Origin of the sequence: Streptomyces sp. NPDC127190 (genome assembly GCF_042672505.1) — a bacterium.
Taxonomy (GTDB): Bacteria; Actinomycetota; Actinomycetes; order Streptomycetales; family Streptomycetaceae; genus Streptomyces.
Window position 1 is genome coordinate 109,547 of sequence record NZ_JBHXVE010000018.1, and the last position, 20,057, is coordinate 129,603.

Genomic DNA, 20,057 nt, shown 5'->3' on the forward strand with positions numbered 1-20,057 from the left:
CGGGTGGAGGTCGTCCTGCCTTGGGAGGGGCGCGGGAGGGGCGCGGGCCGTGCCGGGCGGTGGCCCGGCACGGTGCGCCCCGTCCCGGCTGGGCGCCGTCACCGGCCTCCCCGGGCGTGCCGGGCGAGCTGCCGCAGGGCCTCGGCGAACTCCTCGGCCACCCGGCGCACGGCCGCCGTGTCGTGGACGCCGGGGCGGTGGTGCCAGGTGAAGGCGAGCCGGCCGTGCTGGACGGCGCCCACCACCTCCACCGGGTGCGAGCCGGGGTCCCGGGGGTCGTGGTCCTGTCCGAAGGAGCCGTGCTCGGCGCGGACCAGCCCGCCGCCCGCGGTCTCCGGACGGGCGTCCCACTGGCCGAGGTAGTTGAACACCACCTGGCTGTGCGCGCTGCCGCCGAGGCGCTCGCGGACCTCGGGCGGACCGAAGGTGCGCAGGGCGCCGAAGCCGATGCCGTTGCCGGGCACCGCGCGCAGCTGGCGGCGCACGGACTTCACCAGGGCCCGCCAGTCGCGGTCGGGGCCCAGGTCGCCGGGGTCGGGGACCTGGACGGCGACCGGGTAGACGGTGGTGAACCAGCCGACCGTGCGGGACAGGTCCACCCCGTCGAGCAGGTCCTCGCGGCCGTGTCCCTCCAGGTCCAGGCGGACCCGGTCGCGGCCGGTCCAGCGGGCCAGGGCCAGGGTGAGGGCGGCGAGCAGGACGTCGTCGACGCGGGTGCGGTAGGCGGTGGGCGCGGCCCGCAGCAGGGCGGCGGTGTCGTCCTCGTCCAGTTCGACGCCGACCACGGCGGCCGGTCCCGTCCCGGCCTGCGGTGCGGGGGCGGCCGGGGCGGGCTCGGCGCGCACCGCCTCCTCCCAGTACGGCAGTTCGTGGTCGAGGCCGCCGTCGGCGACGTGCGCGGCCAGCCGTCGCGACCAGGTGCGGAAGCTGGTGCTGCGCTCGCCCAGGCCGACCGTGCCGCCCTCGAGCGCCTGCCGGTAGGCGGTCTCCAGGTCGTCGCGCAGGATGCGCCAGGAGACCGCGTCCACGACGAGGTGGTGGGCGACGAGCAGCAGGAACACGGGCCGGTCCGGGCCGCCGGTGAACAGCGCCGCCCGCAGCTGGGGACCGCGGGCCAGGTCGAACCCGGCGTGCAGTTCGTCCGCGGTCTTCTCCATGGCCCGGTCGGCCTCCTCGGCGGACAGGCCGGTGAGGTCGTGGCACACCAGGACGTCGTGGGCGGCGGGCGGCGGGTTGAACTGGCGCCAGCCGGTGCCGGGGCCGTCCGTCCCGGCGGACCGGGTGAACTGCATGCGCAGGGCGTCGTGGTGCTCCAACAGCGCGTCGAGCGCGGCCCGCAGCGCCCGCTGGTCGGGCGTGCCGTCGAGTTCCAGCAGCGCCGACTGGTTGAAGTGGTGGTGGGCGGCGCGCGGGCTGGTGAGGAACCACTCCTGGATCGGGGTGAGCGGCACCTCGCCGGTCACCGGGCCCTCCCCGGTCCGCTCGGGCGCGCTGCGCACGACGGTGGCGAGTTCGGCGACGGTCTGGTGCGTGAACAGGTCCCGGGTGGCCACGTGCAGGCCGTCGCGACGCAGCCGGGAGACGACCTGCATGGTCAGGATGGAGTCACCGCCCAGCGCGAAGAAGTTGTCGTCGGCGCCGACCTCCTCGATGCCCAGCACGTCGGCCCAGATGCGGGCGATGCGGCGCTCGGTGTCGGTGCGCGGCGCGGTGCGGGGCGTGTCCCCGGCCTGGGCCGGCCCGGGTGCGGGCAGCGCCCGCCGGTCCAGCTTGCCGTTCGGGGTGAGCGGCAGCCGGTCGAGCGGCACGAAGAGGGACGGCACCATGTGCGGGGGCAGCAGCCCGGCCAGATGCAGCCGCAGTTCGTCGACGGGCAGCGGTCCCCCGGCCGGCCCGGTGGGTACGACGTAGGCGACGAGCCGGGCCGGGGCGCCCTCGGCCGCGCCCTCGCGGACGGCGACGGCCGCGTCCCGCACCTGGGGGCTGCGGCGCAGCGCGCCCTCGATCTCCCCCGGCTCGATGCGGAAGCCGCGCAGCTTGACCTGGTCGTCGGCGCGTCCGGCGAACCGGAGCCGGCCGTCGGCGGTCCAGCGGACCAGGTCGCCGGTGCGGTACATCCGCTCCCCCGGCGCGCCGAACGGGTCGGCGACGAACCGCTGGGCGGTGAGTCCGGGCCGGCCGAGGTAGCCGCGGGCCAGTCCGGGGCCGGCGACGTACAGCTCGCCGGTGACGCCGGGCGGGACGGGGCGCAGGGCGGTGTCCAGGACGAGGACGCGGGTGTGGCCGGCGGGGCGGCCGATGGGCGGGGCTCCGGTGCCGGGGGTGAGCGGGCCGGTCCAGGTGGCGACCACGGTGGCCTCGGTGGGCCCGTAGGAGTTGATCACCCGGCGGCCGGGTGCCCAGGTGGCCACCAGGTCGGCCGGGCAGGCCTCCGCGCCGACGATGAGCGTGCGCAGGTCGGGCAGGGCGGCGGCCGTTTCCGGCGGGACGGTGGCCAGCGCGGCCGGCGGGATCAGCGTGTGGCTGATGCGCCGCCCGGCGAGCACCTCTGCGAGGCGTTCCCCGACCAGCGGCCCTTCCTCGCCGGTCACCAGTGTGGCGCCGCTCAGCAGGGAGATGCACAGTTCCAGCACGGAGGCGTCGAAGCTGGGCGAGGCGAACTGGAGGACCCGGTCGCCGGGGCCGGCGGCATACCGGTCGGCGGCGGCCGCGGCGAACGAGGCGAGGCCCCGGTGGGTGACGGTGACGCCCTTGGGGGTGCCGGTGGATCCCGAGGTGTAGATGACGTAGGCGGGGTGGTCGGGGGTGAGCGGGGCGGTGCGGTCGGCGTCGGTCGGTGCGGTCTCGGGGCCGTCGGCGGCCCACACCTCGGCCGGGTCGCCGACGACCAGCCGGGCGCCGGCGTCGCGGAGCATGAACTCCCGGCGCTGCGGCGGGTAGTCGGGGTCGACGGGCAGGAAGGCGCCGCCGGTCTTGGCGACGGCGAGCTGGGCCACCACGGTCGCCGCCGAGCGGGGCAGGGCGAGGGCCACCACCTGCTCCGGTCCGGCGCCGTCCCGGATCAGCCGGTGGGCGAGCCGGTTGGCCGCCCGGTCGACCTCGGCGTACGTGAGCTCCCGGTCGCCGTCGGCGAGGGCCACCGCGTCCGGGGTGCGGGCCGCCTGCCGTTCGAACAGGGCGGGCAGGGTCGCCTGCGGTACCGGGCGGAAGGTTCCCCGGCCCTGGTCGAGCAGGCCCTTCAGCTCGGTGTCGGTGGTCAGCGGCAGCGCGCCGAGCGGGCGGTCGGGGTCCTCGGCGACCGCGCCCAGCAGGGTGGCGAGCTGGCCGGCCATGCGCTCGGCCGTGGCCGCGTCGAACAGGTCGGTGTTGTAGGTGAGCAGCCCGTGCAGAGCCCCCGAGCCGGCCTCGGCGAACTCGAAGGTGAGGTCGAACGCGGCCTGTTCCGACTCCGGCGGCACGTCGGTGACGTCGAGGCCGGGCAGGTCGAGACCGCTCGCCGGGGTGTTCTGGAGGACGACCATGACCTGGAAGAGCGGGCTGCGGCTGGTGTCGCGGACGGGCTGCACCTCGTCGACGACGCGCTCGAACGGCACGTCCTGGTGGGCGAAGGCGTCGAGGACCGTGCGGCGGACCGTGGTGAGGAAGTCGCTGAAGGACTGTCCGGTCCGCGCCGTCGAGCGCAGCACCAGGGTGTTGACGAAGAACCCGATGAGGGCCTGGGTCTCGGCGCGGTCGCGGCCGGAGGTGACGGTGCCGACGGCGATGTCCTCGGCGCCGGAGAGCCGGGCCAGGTAGGCCTGGGCGGCGGCGACGAGGGTGGTGAACAGGGTGGTGCCCCGGTCCCGGGCGAGCCGGGTCAGCCGCCGGGCGGTCCGGGCGGGCACCACCACGCGGGTGGTCGCGCCAGCGGTGGTGCGCACCGGCGGCCGGGGCCGGTCGGTGGGCAGGTCCAGTGGTGCGGTGCCGGCCAGGTGCTCCTTCCAGTAGGCGAGGTGCTCGTCGTCGCCGGCGCCGGCCGCGGCGCGCTGCCAGTGCGCGTAGTCGGCGTACTGGACCGGCAGCGGTGGCAGGTCCTCCTGTACGACGCCGTGTTCGGCCCGGTAGAAGTGGGCGAGGTCGCCGAGCAGGACCGAGGTGGACCAGCCGTCGGTGACGATGTGGTGCAGGGTGAGGCCGAGCACGTGGTCGTCGTCGGCCAGCCGGACCAGCAGGGTGCGCAGCAGCGGTCCGCGGCGCAGGTCGAAGGGGCGGGTGCGTTCCTCGGCGAGGACGCGGCGCAGTGCCCGCTGCTGTTCCTCCCCGGCCTGGCCGGTCAGGTCCCGGACGTCCAGCGGCACGTCGTCCTGCGGCGGGTGGACGCGCTGCACGCCGTGCCCGTCGACGCTGTCGAAGGTGGTGCGCAGCGACTCGTGCCGGGCCACGACGGCGGCCAGGGCCGCGCGCAGGGCCCGCAGGTCGAGCGTGCCGCGCAGGCGCAGGGCGAGCGCGGTGACGTACTCGGCGCCGCCCGGCGCGAACTCCTCCAGGAACCACAGGCGTTGCTGGGCGTACGACATCGGGGCGAGCCCGTCGCGGCGGACCGGGACGATCTCCGGCCGGCCGGAGCCCTGGCGCGCGCCGAGCAGCGCGGCCAGCCCGGCCGGGGTCGGGTGGGTGAACACCGCGCGCGGGGTGACGTCGGTGTCGAAGGCCGCGGCGAGGCGGGCGGCGAGCCGGATGCTGAGGATCGAGTCGCCGCCGAGCTGGAAGAAGTCGTCCTGCACGCCGGGCGGTTCGGTGCCGAGCACCTCGCCGAAGACCTCCGCCGTGCGGCGCTCCGCCTCGGTGCGCGGTGCCACCCGTACGGCCGGTTCGGGCGTCCGGGGCGCGGGCAGGGCGGCCCGGTCGACCTTGCCGTTGCCGCTGAGCGGCAGGGCTGCGAGCGGGACGAAGGCGGTGGGCACCAGGTACTCGGGCAGGTTGCGGGCGGCGTGGGCCCGCAGTTCCTCCTCGTCCTCGCCGGCCGGGCCGACGACGTAGGCCACGAGCCGTTTGGCGCCCGGTCGGTCCTCGCGGGCCAGCACGGCCACGTCGAGGACGCCGGGGTGGGCGGCGAGGACGGCCTCGACCTCGCCGGGCTCCACCCGGAAGCCGCGGATCTTCACCTGGTCGTCGGCGCGGCCGAGGAACTCCACGGCGCCGTCCGGCCGCCGCCGGGCGAGGTCGCCGGTGCGGTACATGCGGGCTCCGGGCGGGCCGGCGGGGTCGGCGAGGAACCGGGCCGCGGTGTCGCCCGGCCGGCCCAGGTAGCCGCGGGCCACGCCCTCCCCGGACAGGTACAGCTCGCCCGCGCAGCCGGGCGGCACGGGCCGTAGCCGGGCGTCGAGGATCTGGACCCGCATGTCGTCCAGGGGGTGGCCGACGGGGATCGTGTCCGGTACGGCCGCCGGGTCCGTCAGGGCGTAGGAGGTGGCGAAGGTGGTGGTCTCGGTGGGTCCGTAGCCGTCCACGACGGTCAGGCCGGGGCAGGCGGCCAGGACCCGGCGCACGGCCTGGGCGGGGACGACGTCACCGCCGGTCCAGACCTGGCCGAGGCCGCGGAAGCAGTCGGGGGCGTCCTGCGCGAGCAGCCGGAACAGCCCCGCGGTCAGCCACAGCGCGGTCAGTCCGCCGTCGGCGGCGAGCCGGCGCAGCAGGGCCGCGTCCACCCCGCCGACGGGGGCGACGACGACGCAGCCGCCGTTGAGGAGGGGCGCCCACACCTCGAAGGTGGCCGCGTCGAAGGCGACCGGCGAGTGCAGCAGCACTCGTGCGCACGCCCCGCCGGTGAACCGGCTGTCGGTGGCCAGGGCGGCCACGTCGCGGTGGCGGACGACGACCGCCTTGGGCCGGCCGGTGGAGCCGGAGGTGAACATCACGTACGCCGCCCGGTCGGGGTCGGCGGCCGGCAGCGGCCCGTCCGCGCCGGCGGTGCGGGCGGCGACGACGTCGGCGGCGGTGAGCCGGACCGCGGCGCCGGCCTGGTCGAGCAGGAGGCGGCGGCGTTCCCCGGGGGCCCGGGTGTCGACGGGCAGGTAGGCGCCGCCCGCCATGAGCACCGCGAGCTGGGCGACGACGAGTTCGGCCGAGCGGTCCATCAGCAGCGCCACCCGGTCCTCGGCGGCGAGCCCGTCCGCCACCAGCCGCGCCGCGAGCCGCCCCGCCCAGTCGGCCAGGTCCCGGTAGGTCAGGTCGCGGTCGCCGTCGCGCACGGCGGTCGCGTCCGGGGTGCGGCGCGCCTGTGCGGTGAACAGGGCGACGGGGCTGTGCGGCCGGGCCGGGCGTGCGGTGGTGTTCCAGGCGCCCAGCAGCTCGCGGTCGGCGGGGGTGAGCAGGTCCAGCTCGTCCAGGCCGGTGTGGAACCCGTCGGCGAGCGCGGTGAGCAGGGCGGTCAGGCGGTCCGCGGCGCGCTCGACGGTGGCCGGGTCGAACAGGGCGGGGTCGTAGGCCAGGTCGAAGGCGAGCCGGTCGGCGAGGTGGGCACGCAGGCACCAGGGGAAGGTGGTCGCGTCGTCGGCGCGGACCTCCTCGACGCGGACGCCGGTACGGGCGGTGGCGGCCTCGTCCACGGGGTAGTTCTCGAAGACCACCATGCTGTCGAACAGCGGCTCGCCGGCCGGGACGCCGGTGACCGCCTGGATGCGCGGCAGCGCGAGGTGATCGAACCGGCGGGCCTCGCTCTGCCGTTCCTGGAGGCCTCGCAGCCAGGGCAGCACGGGCCCGGACGGGATGCGCACCCGGGTGGGGACGGTGTTGATGAACATGCCGATCATGCCCTCGACGCCGGGCAGTTCGGCCGGGCGGCCGGAGACGGTGGTGCCGAACACCACGTCGTCCCGGCCGCTGGTGCGGGCCAGCAGCAGCGCCCAGGCGCCCTCCACCACGGTGTTGACGGTGAGCCCGGCGCGGGCGGCGGTCTCCCGCAGCCGCTGCGAGGTGCGGGCGTCCAGCTCCTGGTGGACGGCCGCGGCGGACCGGGTGCGGTGTGCCTCGGCGGGGGTGCGGTCGTAGGGCAGGGGGGTGCGGGCGGTGAACCCGTCCAGGGCCTCGGCCCAGTGCCGTTCGGCCGCCGTCTCGTCCTGCGCGGCCAGCCAGTGCAGGAAGTCGGCGAAGGGCCGCCGTACCGGGGGCGGGGTGTGCGGGCCGCCGGTGAGCTCGGCGTAGCGTGCGCAGACCTCGGTGAGGAGCTGCCCGGTGCTCCAGCCGTCGAGCGCGATGTGGTGGGTGGACCACAGCATCAGCACCTCGTCCCCCGGCAGGGCGGCCAGGGTGAGGCGGGTCAGCGGCGCGGTGGTGAGGTCCATGCCCGCCGCGCGGTCCTCGGCGAGCAGCCGCTCGGTGGCCGCGGCCCGCTCGGCCGGGGCGAGGGTGCGCCAGTCGAGGTGGGTGACGGGCAGTTCGGCGCGCTGGTGGACGACCTGGACGGGGTGGGGCAGGTTCTGCCAGTGGACGCTGGTGCGCAGCGCCGGGGTGCGGTCGGCGACCTGCTGCCAGGCGGCGGCGAAGGCGCCCGGGTCGGCCACCCCGGACAGCCGGACGGCCGTGCGGTCGAAGTAGGCGTGCTCGGTGTCGACCAGGCCGTGGAAGAGCATGCCGGACTGGAGCGGGGTGAGTGGCAGTACGTCGGCGACGTGCCGGCCGTCGCCGACGAGCCGGTCCAGCTGGTCCTGGCCGAGGCCGGCCAGCGGGAAGTCGGACGGGGTGCGGCCGCCGGCGGTGGGCGTCGCGCAGTGCCGCACGATGTCGCGCAGGGCGGCGATCGTGTCGTCCGCGAGCCGCCGGACGGTGTCCTCGTCGTAGACGCCCGGCGGGTAGGTCCAGCCCAGTTCCAGCCGTCCCTGCTGGACCACGCCGGTGACGTCCAGGAGGTAGGGGCGGGGTGCGTCGGGGTCGGTGTCCCGGCCGGCCGGGGGCAGCGGGCCGCGGACCGGGCCGTCGCCGTCGGCGGCGCCCGGGTCCCACTGCCCGTGGTAGTTGAAGCCGATCTGCGGGGCCGGGGCGCCGGCGAGCGGGCTGTCGGGCCGCAGGTGGCGCAGGGCGCCGTGGCTGAGACCGTGCAGCGGCACGGCGCGCAGCTGCTCCTTCACCGAGCGGAGGGTGTCGTGCCAGCCGGCGTCCGGGGCGACGCGCAGGGCGAGCGGGAACTCGGCGGTGAACCAGCCCACGGTCCGCGACAGGTCCACGTCCGCGAAGAGGTCCTCGCGGCCGTGGCCCTCCACGCCGAGCAGGACGGTGTCGCGGCCGCACCAGCGGGCCAGGGTGCGGCCGAGGGCGCTGAGCAGGACGTCGTTGACCTGGGTGCGGTAGACCTCCGGGACCTGCCGCAACAGGGCGTCGGTGGTCGCGGCGTCCAGCGTGACGGTGACCGTGGCGGCGGTGCCGTGGGTGTTCGGGCCGGGCCGGCCCGCGGGCAGCGCGGCCGGGGCGGCGGCGGTGCGCGTCCAGTACGGCAGGTCCGCGTCCAGGGCGCCGGAGCGCGTGTGCCGCTCCAGCCGGTCCGCCCAGTGGCCGTACGGCGTGCTCGCGGCCGGCGGTTCGGCCGGGCGGCCGGCGGCGGCAGCCCGGTAGGCGCTCTCCAGGTCCGCCAGGACGATGCGCCAGGACACGCCGTCGATCACCAGGTGGTGCGCGGTGACGACGAGCTGGCCGGGCAGCTGCGGGCCGCGGTCGAAGAGCAGGACGCGCACCACCCGGCCCGCGGTGGGGTCGAGGCCGGCCTGCGCCTGCTCGGTGCACCGCTGGACCGCCGCCTCCGCCGCCGGGACGTCGGCGCCGGTCAGGTCGTGGCGGGTGAAGACGGTGTCCGGCGCCTCGGGCAGCACCTGCTGGCGCCAGGTCTCGCCGGTGCGGTGGAAGCGGGTGCGCAGGGCCGGGTGCCGGCGCACGAGGGCGTCGGCGGCCTGCCGCCAGGCGGGGGCGTCGGTGCCGGGGGCGAGTTCGAGGCGCTGGGTCATGGTGAACCGCAGCCGCTCGCCGGGTTCGCGGCCGTCGAGGTACCAGTGCTGGATCGGGGTGAGGGGTGCCTCGGCCGGCCCGGTGGCGTCGCCGGCCGCCGGGCGTGGCGCCGACTCGGTGACGTGCAGGGCGAGTTCGGCGACGGTCTGGTGGCGGAAGACGTCCTTGGTGGTGAGTGCGAGGCCGCACTGCCGGGCGCGGGAGACGATCTGGATGCTCAGGATCGAGTCGCCGCCGAGCGCGAAGAAGTTGTCCCGGGCGCCGACCCGTTCGACGCCGAGGACGTCGGTCCAGATGGCGGCGAGGCGTTCCTCGGTGCCGCTGCGCGGGGCGACGTACGGGCTGCCGCTGTCGGGCTGCTCGGGCGGGGCGGGCAGGGCGCGCCGGTCGGTCTTGCCGCTGGTGGTGCGCGGGATGCGGGCCAGCGGCACGAACGCGGCGGGCACCATGTGGTCGGGCAGGGTGCGGCGCAGCGCGACGCGCAGTTCGTCGGCGCCGGGGCTGCGGCCGGGGGCGGGCACGACGTAGCCGACGAGCAGGAGGCGGCCGGCGTGTTCGCGTGCGGTCACCGCCGCGTCGGCGACGTCGGGGTGGGCGAGCAGGGCGGCCTCGACCTCGCCGGGTTCGATGCGGAACCCGCGTATCTTGACCTGCTCGTCCACCCGGCCGAGGAACTCCAGCAGCCCGCCGCGGTCCCAGCGGGCCCGGTCCCCGGTGCGGTACATGCGCTCGCCCGGCGCGCCGAACGGGTCGGCGGGGAATCGGGCGGCGGTCAGGCCGGGCCGGCCGAGGTAGCCGCGGGCCACCTGCGCTCCGGCGAGGTACAGCTCGCCGGGCACGCCGGGCGGGACCGGGCGCAGGGCGCCGTCGAGCACGTAGGCCCGCAGGTTGCCGCCGGGACGGCCGATGACCGGGCGGTCGGGGCGGTCGGTGGTGCGGGCGTAGGCCGCGTCGACGGTGCACTCGGTGGGCCCGTACATGTTGTACACGGCGATGCCCAGGTCCCGTTCCACCGCGGCGAGTTCGCGCCAGGTGGCGGTGGGCACCGCCTCGCCGCCGACGAGCAGCAGGCGCGGGTGGTGGCGGCCGGGGGCGAGCAGGCCGGCGGCGGTGAGCTCGCGCAGGAACGACGGGGTGACGTTGACCAGGTCGAGACGGTGCTCGGCGACCTGGGCGCAGAACGCCTCGGGGTCGAGCCGCACGTCCTCGTCGACGAGGTGGACCTCGTGGCCGAGGGCGAGGAGCAGGGCGCCCTCCCAGGAGGTGTCGAAGGAGAACGAGGCGCTGAGCGCGGCCCGCAGCCGGCGGCCGCCCGCGGTGTGCGGGGCGAACAGGTTCTCGCGGTGGTCGTGGCAGAGGTTGACCAGGTGCCGGTGCTCGACGGCGACGCCCTTGGGGCGGCCGGTGGAGCCGGAGGTGTAGACGACGTAGGCGGTGTGCCCGGGCAGCAGCGGCCGGACGCGGTCCGCGTCCAACGGGTCGTGGTCGGGCAGCCGGTCCCAGGGCACGTCGTCGAGGCCGGTCAGCACGGTGTGCGGCCGGGCGTCGTCGAGGAGGTACCGCACGCGGTCCTCGGGGAGCTGGGGGTCGAGGCAGAGCAGGGTGGCGCCCGCCTTGAGGACCGCGAGCAGCGCCACCGGCAGCCCGGAGGTGCGGGGCAGCCGTACGGCGACCACGTCCTCGGGGCCGGCGCCCCGGGCGATCAGATGGTGGGCGAGCCGGTTGGCCCGCCGGTTGAGGGCGGCGAAGTCGAGGGTGGTGTCCCGGGCGACCAGCGCGGTCGCGTGCGGGGTGCGCGCGGCCTGGGCCTCGAACAGGGCGCAGAACGTGGTGTCCGGCCCGGGCAGCGGGGCGCCCCGGCCCTGGGCGAGCACCTGCCGGCGTTCGCCGTCGGTCATCAGCGGCAGGGCGCCCACGGCCTGCCGCGGGTCGGCGGCGGCGGCCTCCAGCAGGATGCGCAGCCGCTCGGCCAGCCATGCGGCGGTGCCGGCGTCGAAGAGCCCGGTGTTGTACTCCAGGTGGCCGGTGAGGCCGCCGTCCGTCTCGACGAAGTCGAAGGCGAGGTCGAAGGTGGCGTTGCGGACCGGCGGGGTGACCGGCTCGGCCGTGAGCCCGGGCAGCCGGGGTGCCCGGGCGCCGAGGTTGTGCAGGGCCACCATGACCTGGAACAGCGGGGTGCGGCTGGTGTCCCGCTCGGGCTGGAGGGCGTCCACCACGCGTTCGAAGGGCACGTCCTGGTGGGCGAAGGCGTCCAGGACGGTGCCCCGCACCTCGGTGAGCAGGTCGTGGAAGGACAGCTCGGGGCGGACGCGGGTGCGCAGCACCAGGGTGTTGACGAACATGCCGACCACGTCGTGCAGTTCGGGCCGGTCGCGGCCGGCGGTGACGGTGCCGACGGTGAGGTCCTGCTGCCCGGCCCAGCGGGCGAGCAGCACCTGGCAGGCCGTCACCAGGGTCATGTACAAGGTGGCGTCGGCCTCCCGGCCGCGCTCGCGCAGCCGCCCGGTCAGCGCGGCGGGCAGGGTGAAGGTGACCAGGGCGCCGTCGCGGGTGCGCACGGCCGGGCGCGGCCGGTCGGTGGGCAGTTCCAGCGCGGGTACGCCGTCCAGGGCGCGGCGCCAGTACGCGAGGCCGGCCTCGACGCGGTCGGCGCGGCCGCGCTGCCAGGCGGCGTGGTCGGCGTAGCGGACGGGCAGTCGGGGCAGGGCGGGGCGGCGGCCGTCGAGGGCCGCCGCGTACAGCTCGCCGAGGTCCCGGCCGAGGACGCCGACGGACCAGCCGTCGGTGACGATGTGGTGTACGGCCAGGACGAGGACGTGTTCGTCGGGGGCCTGCCGGGCCACGCGGGCGCGCAGCAGCGGCCCGGTGGCCAGGTCGAAGGGGGTGCCGGCCTCCCGCTCCAGCAGGGCGTCCAGGGCGGCGCGGTCCTGGAGGTCCTCCACCGGCAGGTCGACGGGCCGCGGCGGGTGCACGACCTGCCGGGCCTCGCCGCCGTCCTCGGTGAACGTGGTGCGCAGGGCCTCGTGCCGGGCGACCAGGCCGTCCAGGGCGGTGCGCAGGGCGGCGAGGTCGAGCCATCCGCGCAGCCGCAGCACGGACAGGGTGGTGTACTCGGTGCTGCCCGGTTCGAACCGGTCGAGGAACCACAGCCGCTGCTGGGCGTACGACAGCGGTGCAGGCGTGTCCGGGTCGGTCGCCGGGATGGCGTCGGCGGCCTCGCCGCGGCCGGCGCCGGTCCCCTCCCGCGGCTCGCCGAGCGCGGCCGCGAGCGCGGAGAGCGTGCTGTGCGTGAACAGCAGCCGGGGCGAGACGTCGCTGCCGAAGGCGGCGCGCAGCCGGGAGGTGACCCGGACGGCGAGGATGGAGTCGCCGCCGAGCGCGAAGAAGTCGTCGTCGGCGCCGATCTCGTCGGTGTCCAGGACGTCCGTCCAGGCGGCTGCGACGAGCCGTTCGGCGTCGGTGCGCAGGGGGGTGCGCGGTCCGTCGGCCGCGAAGCCGCCGGGTCCGGGGGCGGGCAGGGCGCGCCGGTCCAGCTTGCCGTTGACGGTCAGCGGCAGGGCGGCCATGGGGACGTAGGCCGCGGGCACCATGTGCGCGGGCAGCAGTCCTTCGAGGTGGGCGCGGAGGGCGGCGGCGGGGGGCGGGGGCGCGGCGCGGTCCCCGGTGCCGGTGCCGACGACGTGGGCCACCAGCCTGCGGGTGCCGGCGGAGTCCTCGTACACGCCGACGGCGGCCGCGCCCACGCCCGGGTGGGTGTGCAGCGCGGCCTCGATCTCGCCGGGCTCGATGCGGTAGCCGCGGATCTTGACCTGCTGGTCGGCGCGGCCCAGGTACTCCAGGGTGCCGTCGGCCCGCCGGCGGGCCCGGTCGCCCGTGCGGTACATGCGGGTGCCGGGGCGTCCGAACGGGTTGGCGAGGAAGCGGGTCGCGGTGAGGCCGGGCCGGTTCAGGTAGCCGCGGGCCAGGCCCTCGCCGGCGACGAACAACTCCCCCACCGCGCCCGGCGGTACGGGGTTCAGGGCGTCGTCGAGGACGTGGACGCGCAGGTCGGGGATGCCGGTGCCGATGGGGCTCGCGGTGCCGCCGGGCGTGCCGCGGTCCAGCGGGGCGTAGGTGACGTGCACGGTGGTCTCGGTGATGCCGTACATGTTGACCAGGCGCGGCGCGTCGTCCGGGTGGCGGGCGTACCAGTCGGCGAGCCGGGTGACGTCCAGTGCCTCGCCGCCGAAGACGATCGTGCGCAGGGCCAGCCGTGCGCCGACGCCGGGGTGTTCGGCGTCCGCGCGGATGAGCGGGTAGAACGCGGACGGCGTCTGGTTGAGGACGGTGACCCGTTCGTCGGCGAGCAGGCGCAGGAAGTCCTCCGGGGAGCGTGCGGTGTCCTCGGGCACGATCACCAGCCGGCCGCCGTGCAGCAGCGGGCCCCACAGCTCCCACACCGAGAAGTCGAAGGCGTAGGAGTGGAACAGCGTCCACACGTCGTCGGGGCCGAAGCCGAACCACTGCCGGGTGCGGGTGAACAGCCGGACGACACTTGCGTGCGGGACGACGACGCCCTTGGGCCGGCCGGTGGAGCCGGAGGTGTAGATGGCGTAGGCGGGGCTCTCCGGCAGCGGGCGCAGCGCGGGGTCGGCGGGGCCGGTGGCCGGGCGCCGGGCCAGGTCGGCGCGTACGTCCGGGTCGTCCAGCAGCAGGGCGGGCACGGCGGTGCCGGCCTCGGTGCCCGCGGTGGTGCCAGCGGTGGTCACGAGTGCCACCGGCCGGGCGTCGTCGAGCAGGTGCCGGACGCGTTCGGCGGGCAGCGCGGGGTCGACGGGCAGGTAGGCCGCGCCGGTCTTCAGCACGGCGAGGACGGCCACGACGAGGTCGGTGGAGCGGGGCAGGGCGAGCGCCACGAACGTCTCGGGGCGGGCGCCGAGTTCGGCGAGGCGGTGGGCGAGCCGGCCGGCCCGGGCGTCCAGGGTGGCGTAGTCGAGGCGGTCGTCGCCGCAGGTGACGGCCTCGGCGTGCGGGGTGCGGGCGGCCTGCGCGGCGAACAGGCCGGTCAGGGTGTCGGCGGGCCGGCCCTCGGCGGTGCCGTTCCACTCGGTCAGCATCCGGTGCCGTTCGGCGGCGGTGGTCCAGGCGAGGGCGCGCAGCGGGCGGTCGGGGTCGTCGGCGAGCCCGGTCAGCAGCAGGCACAGCCGGCCGGCGAGGTCCGCGGCGGTGGCGGCGTCGAACAGGGCGGGGTCGTAGGCCAGGTCGAAGCCGACGTGCGCGCCCTGGTACGCCCGCAGCACCAGCGGGTAGTTGGTGGCGTCCCGGGAGGAGACGTCGGCGAGGCGGATGCCGGTGGCGGCCGAACGGGCCTCGTCGAAGGGGTAGTTCTCGAAGGCGACGATGCTGTCGAACAGGGGGCTGCCCGCGGGCACGTCGCTCAGCCCGGTCAGCTCGGCCAGGGACACCGCGGCGAACCGCCGTGCCTCGGCCTGCGCCTCCTGGAGGTCGCGCAGCCAGTCGGCGGCCCTGCGCCCGCCGTCCACGCGGATGCGGGTGGGCAGGGTGTTGATGAACAGGCCCACCATGGACTCGGCGCCGGGCAGGTCGTCGGGGCGGCCGGAGACGGTGGTGCCGAACAGCACCTCCCGTTCGCCGCTGTAGCGGGCCAGCAGCAGCGCCCAGGCGCCCTGCACCACGGTGCCCAGGGTGAGTCCGGCCGACCGTGCGGTCGCGGCCAGCCGGGCGGAGACCTCCTCGGACAGGGCGGCCGTGTGCACCGCCGCGGAGCGGGTCTCGTGCCCGGGGCGCCGGACGCGGTCGGCGGGCAGCGGGGTGGGGGTGGCCCATCCGTCGAGGACGGCCCGCCAGTGGGCGCGGGCCGCCTCGCCGTCCTGGCCGGCCAGCCAGCGCACGTAGTCGCCGAACGGCCGCCGCGCCGGGGGCCGGTACTCGGTGCCGGCGGTGAGCGCCCGGTACTCCTCGAACACCTCGGTGAGGACCTGGGCCAGGCTCCAGCCGTCCAGGATCAGGTGGTGGGAGGTCCACAGCAGGTGCAGCCGGGCGTCCGGGAGCCGGACGAACGTCAGCCGCATCAGGGGCGCCGCGGTGAGGTCGAGTCCGCGCGCGAGGTCGTCGGCGCGCAGCCGGTCCCAGCGCTCGGCCCGCTCCCCGGCGTCCAGGTCGCGCCAGTCGAGCTGTTCGACGGGGACGGTGACGCGGTGGTGGACGACCTGGAGCGGTACCGGGACGCCCTCCCACACGACGGAGGTGCGCAGGGCCGGGGTGCGGTCGGCGACCCGCTGCCAGGCCACGGCGAGCGCGGCGGGGTCGCTCACGCCCTCCAACAGCAGGGCGGCCTGGTCGACGTACACGTCGTCGCTCCCGCCGACCAGGCGGTGGAAGAGCATGCCCTCCTGGAGCGGGGTGAGCGGCAGCAGGTCCGCCACGTCCCGGCCGTCGCCGGCGAGCCGGTCCACACCGGCCTGGTCCAGCCGGGCGAGCGGGAAGTCGGAGGGGGTGCGGCCGCCCGCGCCGGGCCGGGCGCAGTGGTCGGCGACGGCGCCGAGCGCCTCCACCATCGCGTCGGCCAGCCGCCGTACGGTGGACGGCCGGTGCACCTGCTCGCTGTAGTGCCAGGTGATCTCCAGCTCGCCGTCGGACACCACGGCGGAGACGTCGAGCAGGTGGTCCAGTGGCTGGGCGGGGTCGGTGTCGCGGCCGGGCACGTCGGCGGCGGGTGCGAAGTCCCCGCCGGCGGCGGCCTCCCACTGGCCGTGGTAGGTGAAGCAGACCTCGGGCAGCGGCAGTCCGGCGAGCGCGGCCGCCTGCGGGCCGGGCGAGCCGAGGTGGCCCAGGGCCTGGTAGCTCAGGCCGCGGCGGGGCACCGCCCGCAGCCGCTCCTTGACGGCCTTCAGGGTCGCGCCCCAGTCGGCACCGTCCGCTCCGTCCGCGACGGTGAGGGTGACCGGGTACTGGGTGGTGAACCAGCCGACGGTGCGGGACAGGTCGGCGCCCTCCGCGAGGTCCTCCTCGCGGCCGTGGCCCTCCAGGGCGACGGTGACCCGGTCGGTGCCCGCCCAGTCGGCGAGCACCCGGCCCAGTGCGCTCAGCAGCACGTCGTTGACCTGGGTGCGGTACACGCCCGGCACCCGCCGCAGCAGTGCCTCGGTGGTCGTCCGGTCCACGCGGGTGCGCACGGTGCGCACGGAGCCGGCGAGCGGGGTGCCGGGCAGGTCGACGGGGAGCGGGGTGCGCGGCTGTGCGGTCTCCTCGGTCCAGTACGGCAGGTCGTCGTCCAGGTCGCCGGCCCGCACCCGTTCGGCGAGCCGGCGCGCCCAGTCGGCGAACGGGGTGTGCTCGGGCTCCAGCCGGGGCTCCTCGCCGGCCGCGGCCTGCCGGTAGGCCAGCTCCAGGTCGGCGAGCAGGACCCGCCAGGAGACGCTGTCGACGGCCAGGTGGTGCACGGCGAGGAACAGCCGGGGCCGTGGGCCTCCGGTCAGCAGGGCCGCTCGCAGCAGCGCGCCGGTGGCCGGGTCCAGGGCCGCGCGGGCGGCGTCGGCGGCCTCGGCGGGCGGGGTGTCCGGGGCGTGCCGGGTCAGCGGTGCGCCGGCCGGGCCCGTGCCGGGCTCCTGCCGCCAGGTCCCGTCGTCGGTGCGGGTGAAGCGGGCGCGCAGCGCCGGGTGGTGGCCGGTCAGGGCCGCCAGCGCCCGTTCCAGGGCCGCCTCGTCGAGGTCGTGCGGCAGGTCGAGCAGCATCGACATGCTGAAGTGCCGCAGCGGCCCGTGGGTGGCGAAGAACCACTCCTGGACCGGGGTGAGCGGGGCGGGGCCGTCCTCGTGCGCGCGCCGGGGCGCGGGCACGGCGCCGGTGCGGCGCGCGGCGGCGGCGAGGTCGGCGACCGTCTGGTGCCGGAAGACGTCCTGGGAGCCGATCCGCAGGCCCGCCGCGCGGGCCCGGGAGACGGCCTGGATGCTCAGGATCGAGTCGCCGCCCAGTTCGAAGAAGTTGTCCGTGACGCCGACCCGGGCCACGCCGAGCACCTCGGCCCAGATGGCGGCGAGCGTCTCCTCGTCCGGGGTGCGCGGGGCGGTGAACTCGCGGTCGCCCTCGGCCGTGTCGGGCGCGGGCAGGGCGCGGCGGTCCAGTTTGCCGCTGGTGGTCAGCGGCAGGGCGTCCAGGGCGGTGAAGGAGGACGGCACCAGGGCGTCGGGCAGGGTGCGGCGCAGGGCCGCGCGCAGGTCGGCGGGGGCCGGCCGGGCCGCGCCGGGCGCGGGCACGACGTAGGCGGCCAGGCGCGTGTGGCCGTGCGCGTCGGGGACGGCGACGACCGCGGCGGCGGCGATCGCGGGCAGGTCCAGCAGGGCCGCCTCGATCTCCCCGGGTTCGATGCGGTGGCCGCGCACCTTGATCTGGTCGTCGGCCCGCCCGAGGTAGTCCAGGCGGCCGTCGGCCGTCCAGCGGGCCAGGTCGCCCGTGCGGTACATCCGGGTGCCGGGCGGCCCGTACGGGTCGGGCAGGAAGCGGGCCGCGGTCAGCCCCGGGCGGCCGGTGTAGCCGCGGGCCAGCTGGGGGCCGGCGAGGTACAGCTCGCCGCCGACGCCGGGCGGCACCGGCTGGAGCCGGCCGTCCAGCACGTAGGCGCGGACACCGGGCAGCGGGCGGCCCACCAGCGGGCGGTCGCCGCCGTCGATGCGGCAGGACAGCGCGTCGACCGTGCACTCGGTGGGGCCGTAGAAGTTGTGCGCGGTCACGTCCGGGTGGGCGGCCAGCTCGCGCCACAGGGCGGGGCCGACCGCCTCGCCGCCGAGCATCAGGACCCGGGGGCGGTGCCCGGGGCCGGTGAGCAGTCCGGCGGGCAGCAGCTGCCGCAGGTAGGAGGGGGTGACGTCGAGGAAGTCGATGCGGTGTTCGGCGACGTGGGCGACCAGCGCGGCCGGGTCCATCCGGGTCACCTCGTCGACCAGGTGCAGCGGGTGGCCGTCGGCCATCAGCAGCACGCCTTCGAGGGAGGTGTCGAAGGAGAACGACGCGGTGAGGGCGACCCGCAGCGGGCCGCCGCCGGCCTCGGCGACGAAGCCCGCCCGGTGCGCGGCCAGCAGGTGCACCGCGGAGCGGTGGGCGACGGCGACGCCCTTGGGGCGGCCGGTGGAGCCGGAGGTGTAGATGACGTAGGCGGTGTGCAGCGGGTGCAGCGGGGCACGCCGGTCGGCGTCGGTGGGGTCGGTGTCCGGTGCGGTGGCGGGTACGGCGCGCAGGGCGGCCTCGTCCAGGACGAGCGCGGGGCGGGCGTCGTCCAGCAGGTAGCGGACGCGTTCCTCGGGCAGGGCCGGGTCCAGCGGGAGGTAGCCCGCACCGGACTTCCAGGTGGCGAGGATCGCCGTGATCATGTCGGCGGTGCGCGGCAGGCGCAGGGCGACCAGCCGTTCGGGGCCGGCCCCCAGGGAGATGAGGTGGTGCGCGAGGCGGTTGGCGCGGGCGTTCAGGGTCGCGTAGTCGAGCCGTTCACCGCCGGCGACGAGGGCGAGTGCGTCGGGGGTGCGGGCGGCGCGGGCCTCGAACAGGGCGGGGTAGGTGGTGTCGGGGACCGGGAGCGGGGCCGGGTTCCAGTCGTGCAGGACCTGCCGTGCCTCCTCGGCGGACAGCAGGGGTGCGCTGCCCAGGGGCCGGTCGGGCGTGTCGGCGGCGGCCCGCAGCAGGCGAAGCAGCTGGTCGGCGAGGCGGGCGGCCGTGGCCGCCTCGAACAGGTCGGTGCGGTACTCCAGCAGGCCGGTCAGGCCCGCGCCGTCGGGCACGAACTCCACGCTCAGGTCGAAGGTGGCCGCCTGCCGGGGCACGGTGACCGGCTCGGTGCCCAGGCCGTGCGGGGCGCGCGCGGCGGGCGGCTCGGGGTGCAGCAGGACCATGACGTCGAACAGCGGGTTGCGGCCCGCCTCGCGGGCGGCGCCGGCCGCCTCGACGACCCGCTCGAACGGGGTGTCGCCGTGCGCGAAGGCGTCGTTGACCGTGTCGGCGGTCTGGCCGAGCAGGTCCCGGAAGGAGGCGGAGGTGTCCACCGTGGTGCGCAGCGCGACCGTGTTCACGAAGAACCCGACGGCGCGCTCCAGGTCGGTGCGGGAGCGGCCGGGCGTCAGGGAACCGACGGTGACGTCGTCCTGGCCGGACCAGCGGGCCAGCAGGGCCTGCGTGGCGGCGACCAGGGCGGTGTACAGGGTGGTGTGCTGCTCCCTGGCGAGGTCGCGCAGCCGGTCCGTGACGGCGGCGGGCACGGTGAAGGTGTGCACGGCGCCCGCGCCGGACTCCTCGCCGCTGCGCGGCCGGTCCAGCGGCAGCCCGGGGGCCACCGCCCCGGACAGCCGGTCCTTCCAGTGGGCCAGCTGGCGTTCGAGGCGGGGGCCGGAGAGCTGTTCGCGCTGCCACACCGCGAAGTCCGGGTACTGGGCCGCCACCGCGGGCAGGTCCGGGGCCGCGCCCCGGGCCAGCGCGTCGTAGGCGGTGCACAGTTCGTCCAGGACCACGCCCATGGACCAGCCGTCGGTGACGATGTGATGGGCGGTGAGCAGCAGCACGTGCGCGGTGCCGGTCTCTCTCAGCAGTACGGCGCGCAGCAGCGGCCCCCGGTGCAGGTCGAACGGGCGGGCGTACTCCGCGCGCAGGGCCGCGTCGAGGTCCTGCGCGTCGCGCACCGGCAGCGGCACCGGCCCGGCCGGGTGGATCTGCTGCACGGGGCGGCCGTCGTGCTCGGCGAACGTGGTGCGCAGGGCCTCGTGGCGGGCGACGACGGCGGTCAGCGCCTGCGCCAGCAGCTGCCGGTCCAGTGCGCCGGTGAAGCGGACGGCGACCGCGCTGTTGTAGCGGGGGTCGCCCGGCCGCAGCCGGTCCAGGAACCACAGGCGCTGCTGGGCGAACGACAGCGGCAGCGGGCGGTCCCGGTCGGCGCGCGGGATGCCGGTGCGGGCCCCGGGGGCGGCCGCGGGACCGGCGCGTCCGGCCAGCCGTCGGCGCAGCTGCTCGCGCAGGTCGGCGGGCAGGGCCTGGGCGCGGTCGCGCGGGGTGCGGGCCCCGGCGGCGGGGCGGTCGTCGGAGTGCGACGGGGTCGAAGACGTCAT

Annotated in this window: 1 protein-coding gene; it reads right to left on the minus strand. The window is 77.0% G+C overall.

Annotated elements, in window-relative coordinates:
• Positions 1-98: 98 nt before the first annotated feature.
• On the minus strand, positions 99-20,057 hold the full coding sequence (locus ACFVIU_RS26055; RefSeq protein WP_385845405.1) for a non-ribosomal peptide synthase/polyketide synthase: 19,959 nt from the start codon (positions 20,055-20,057) through the stop codon (positions 99-101).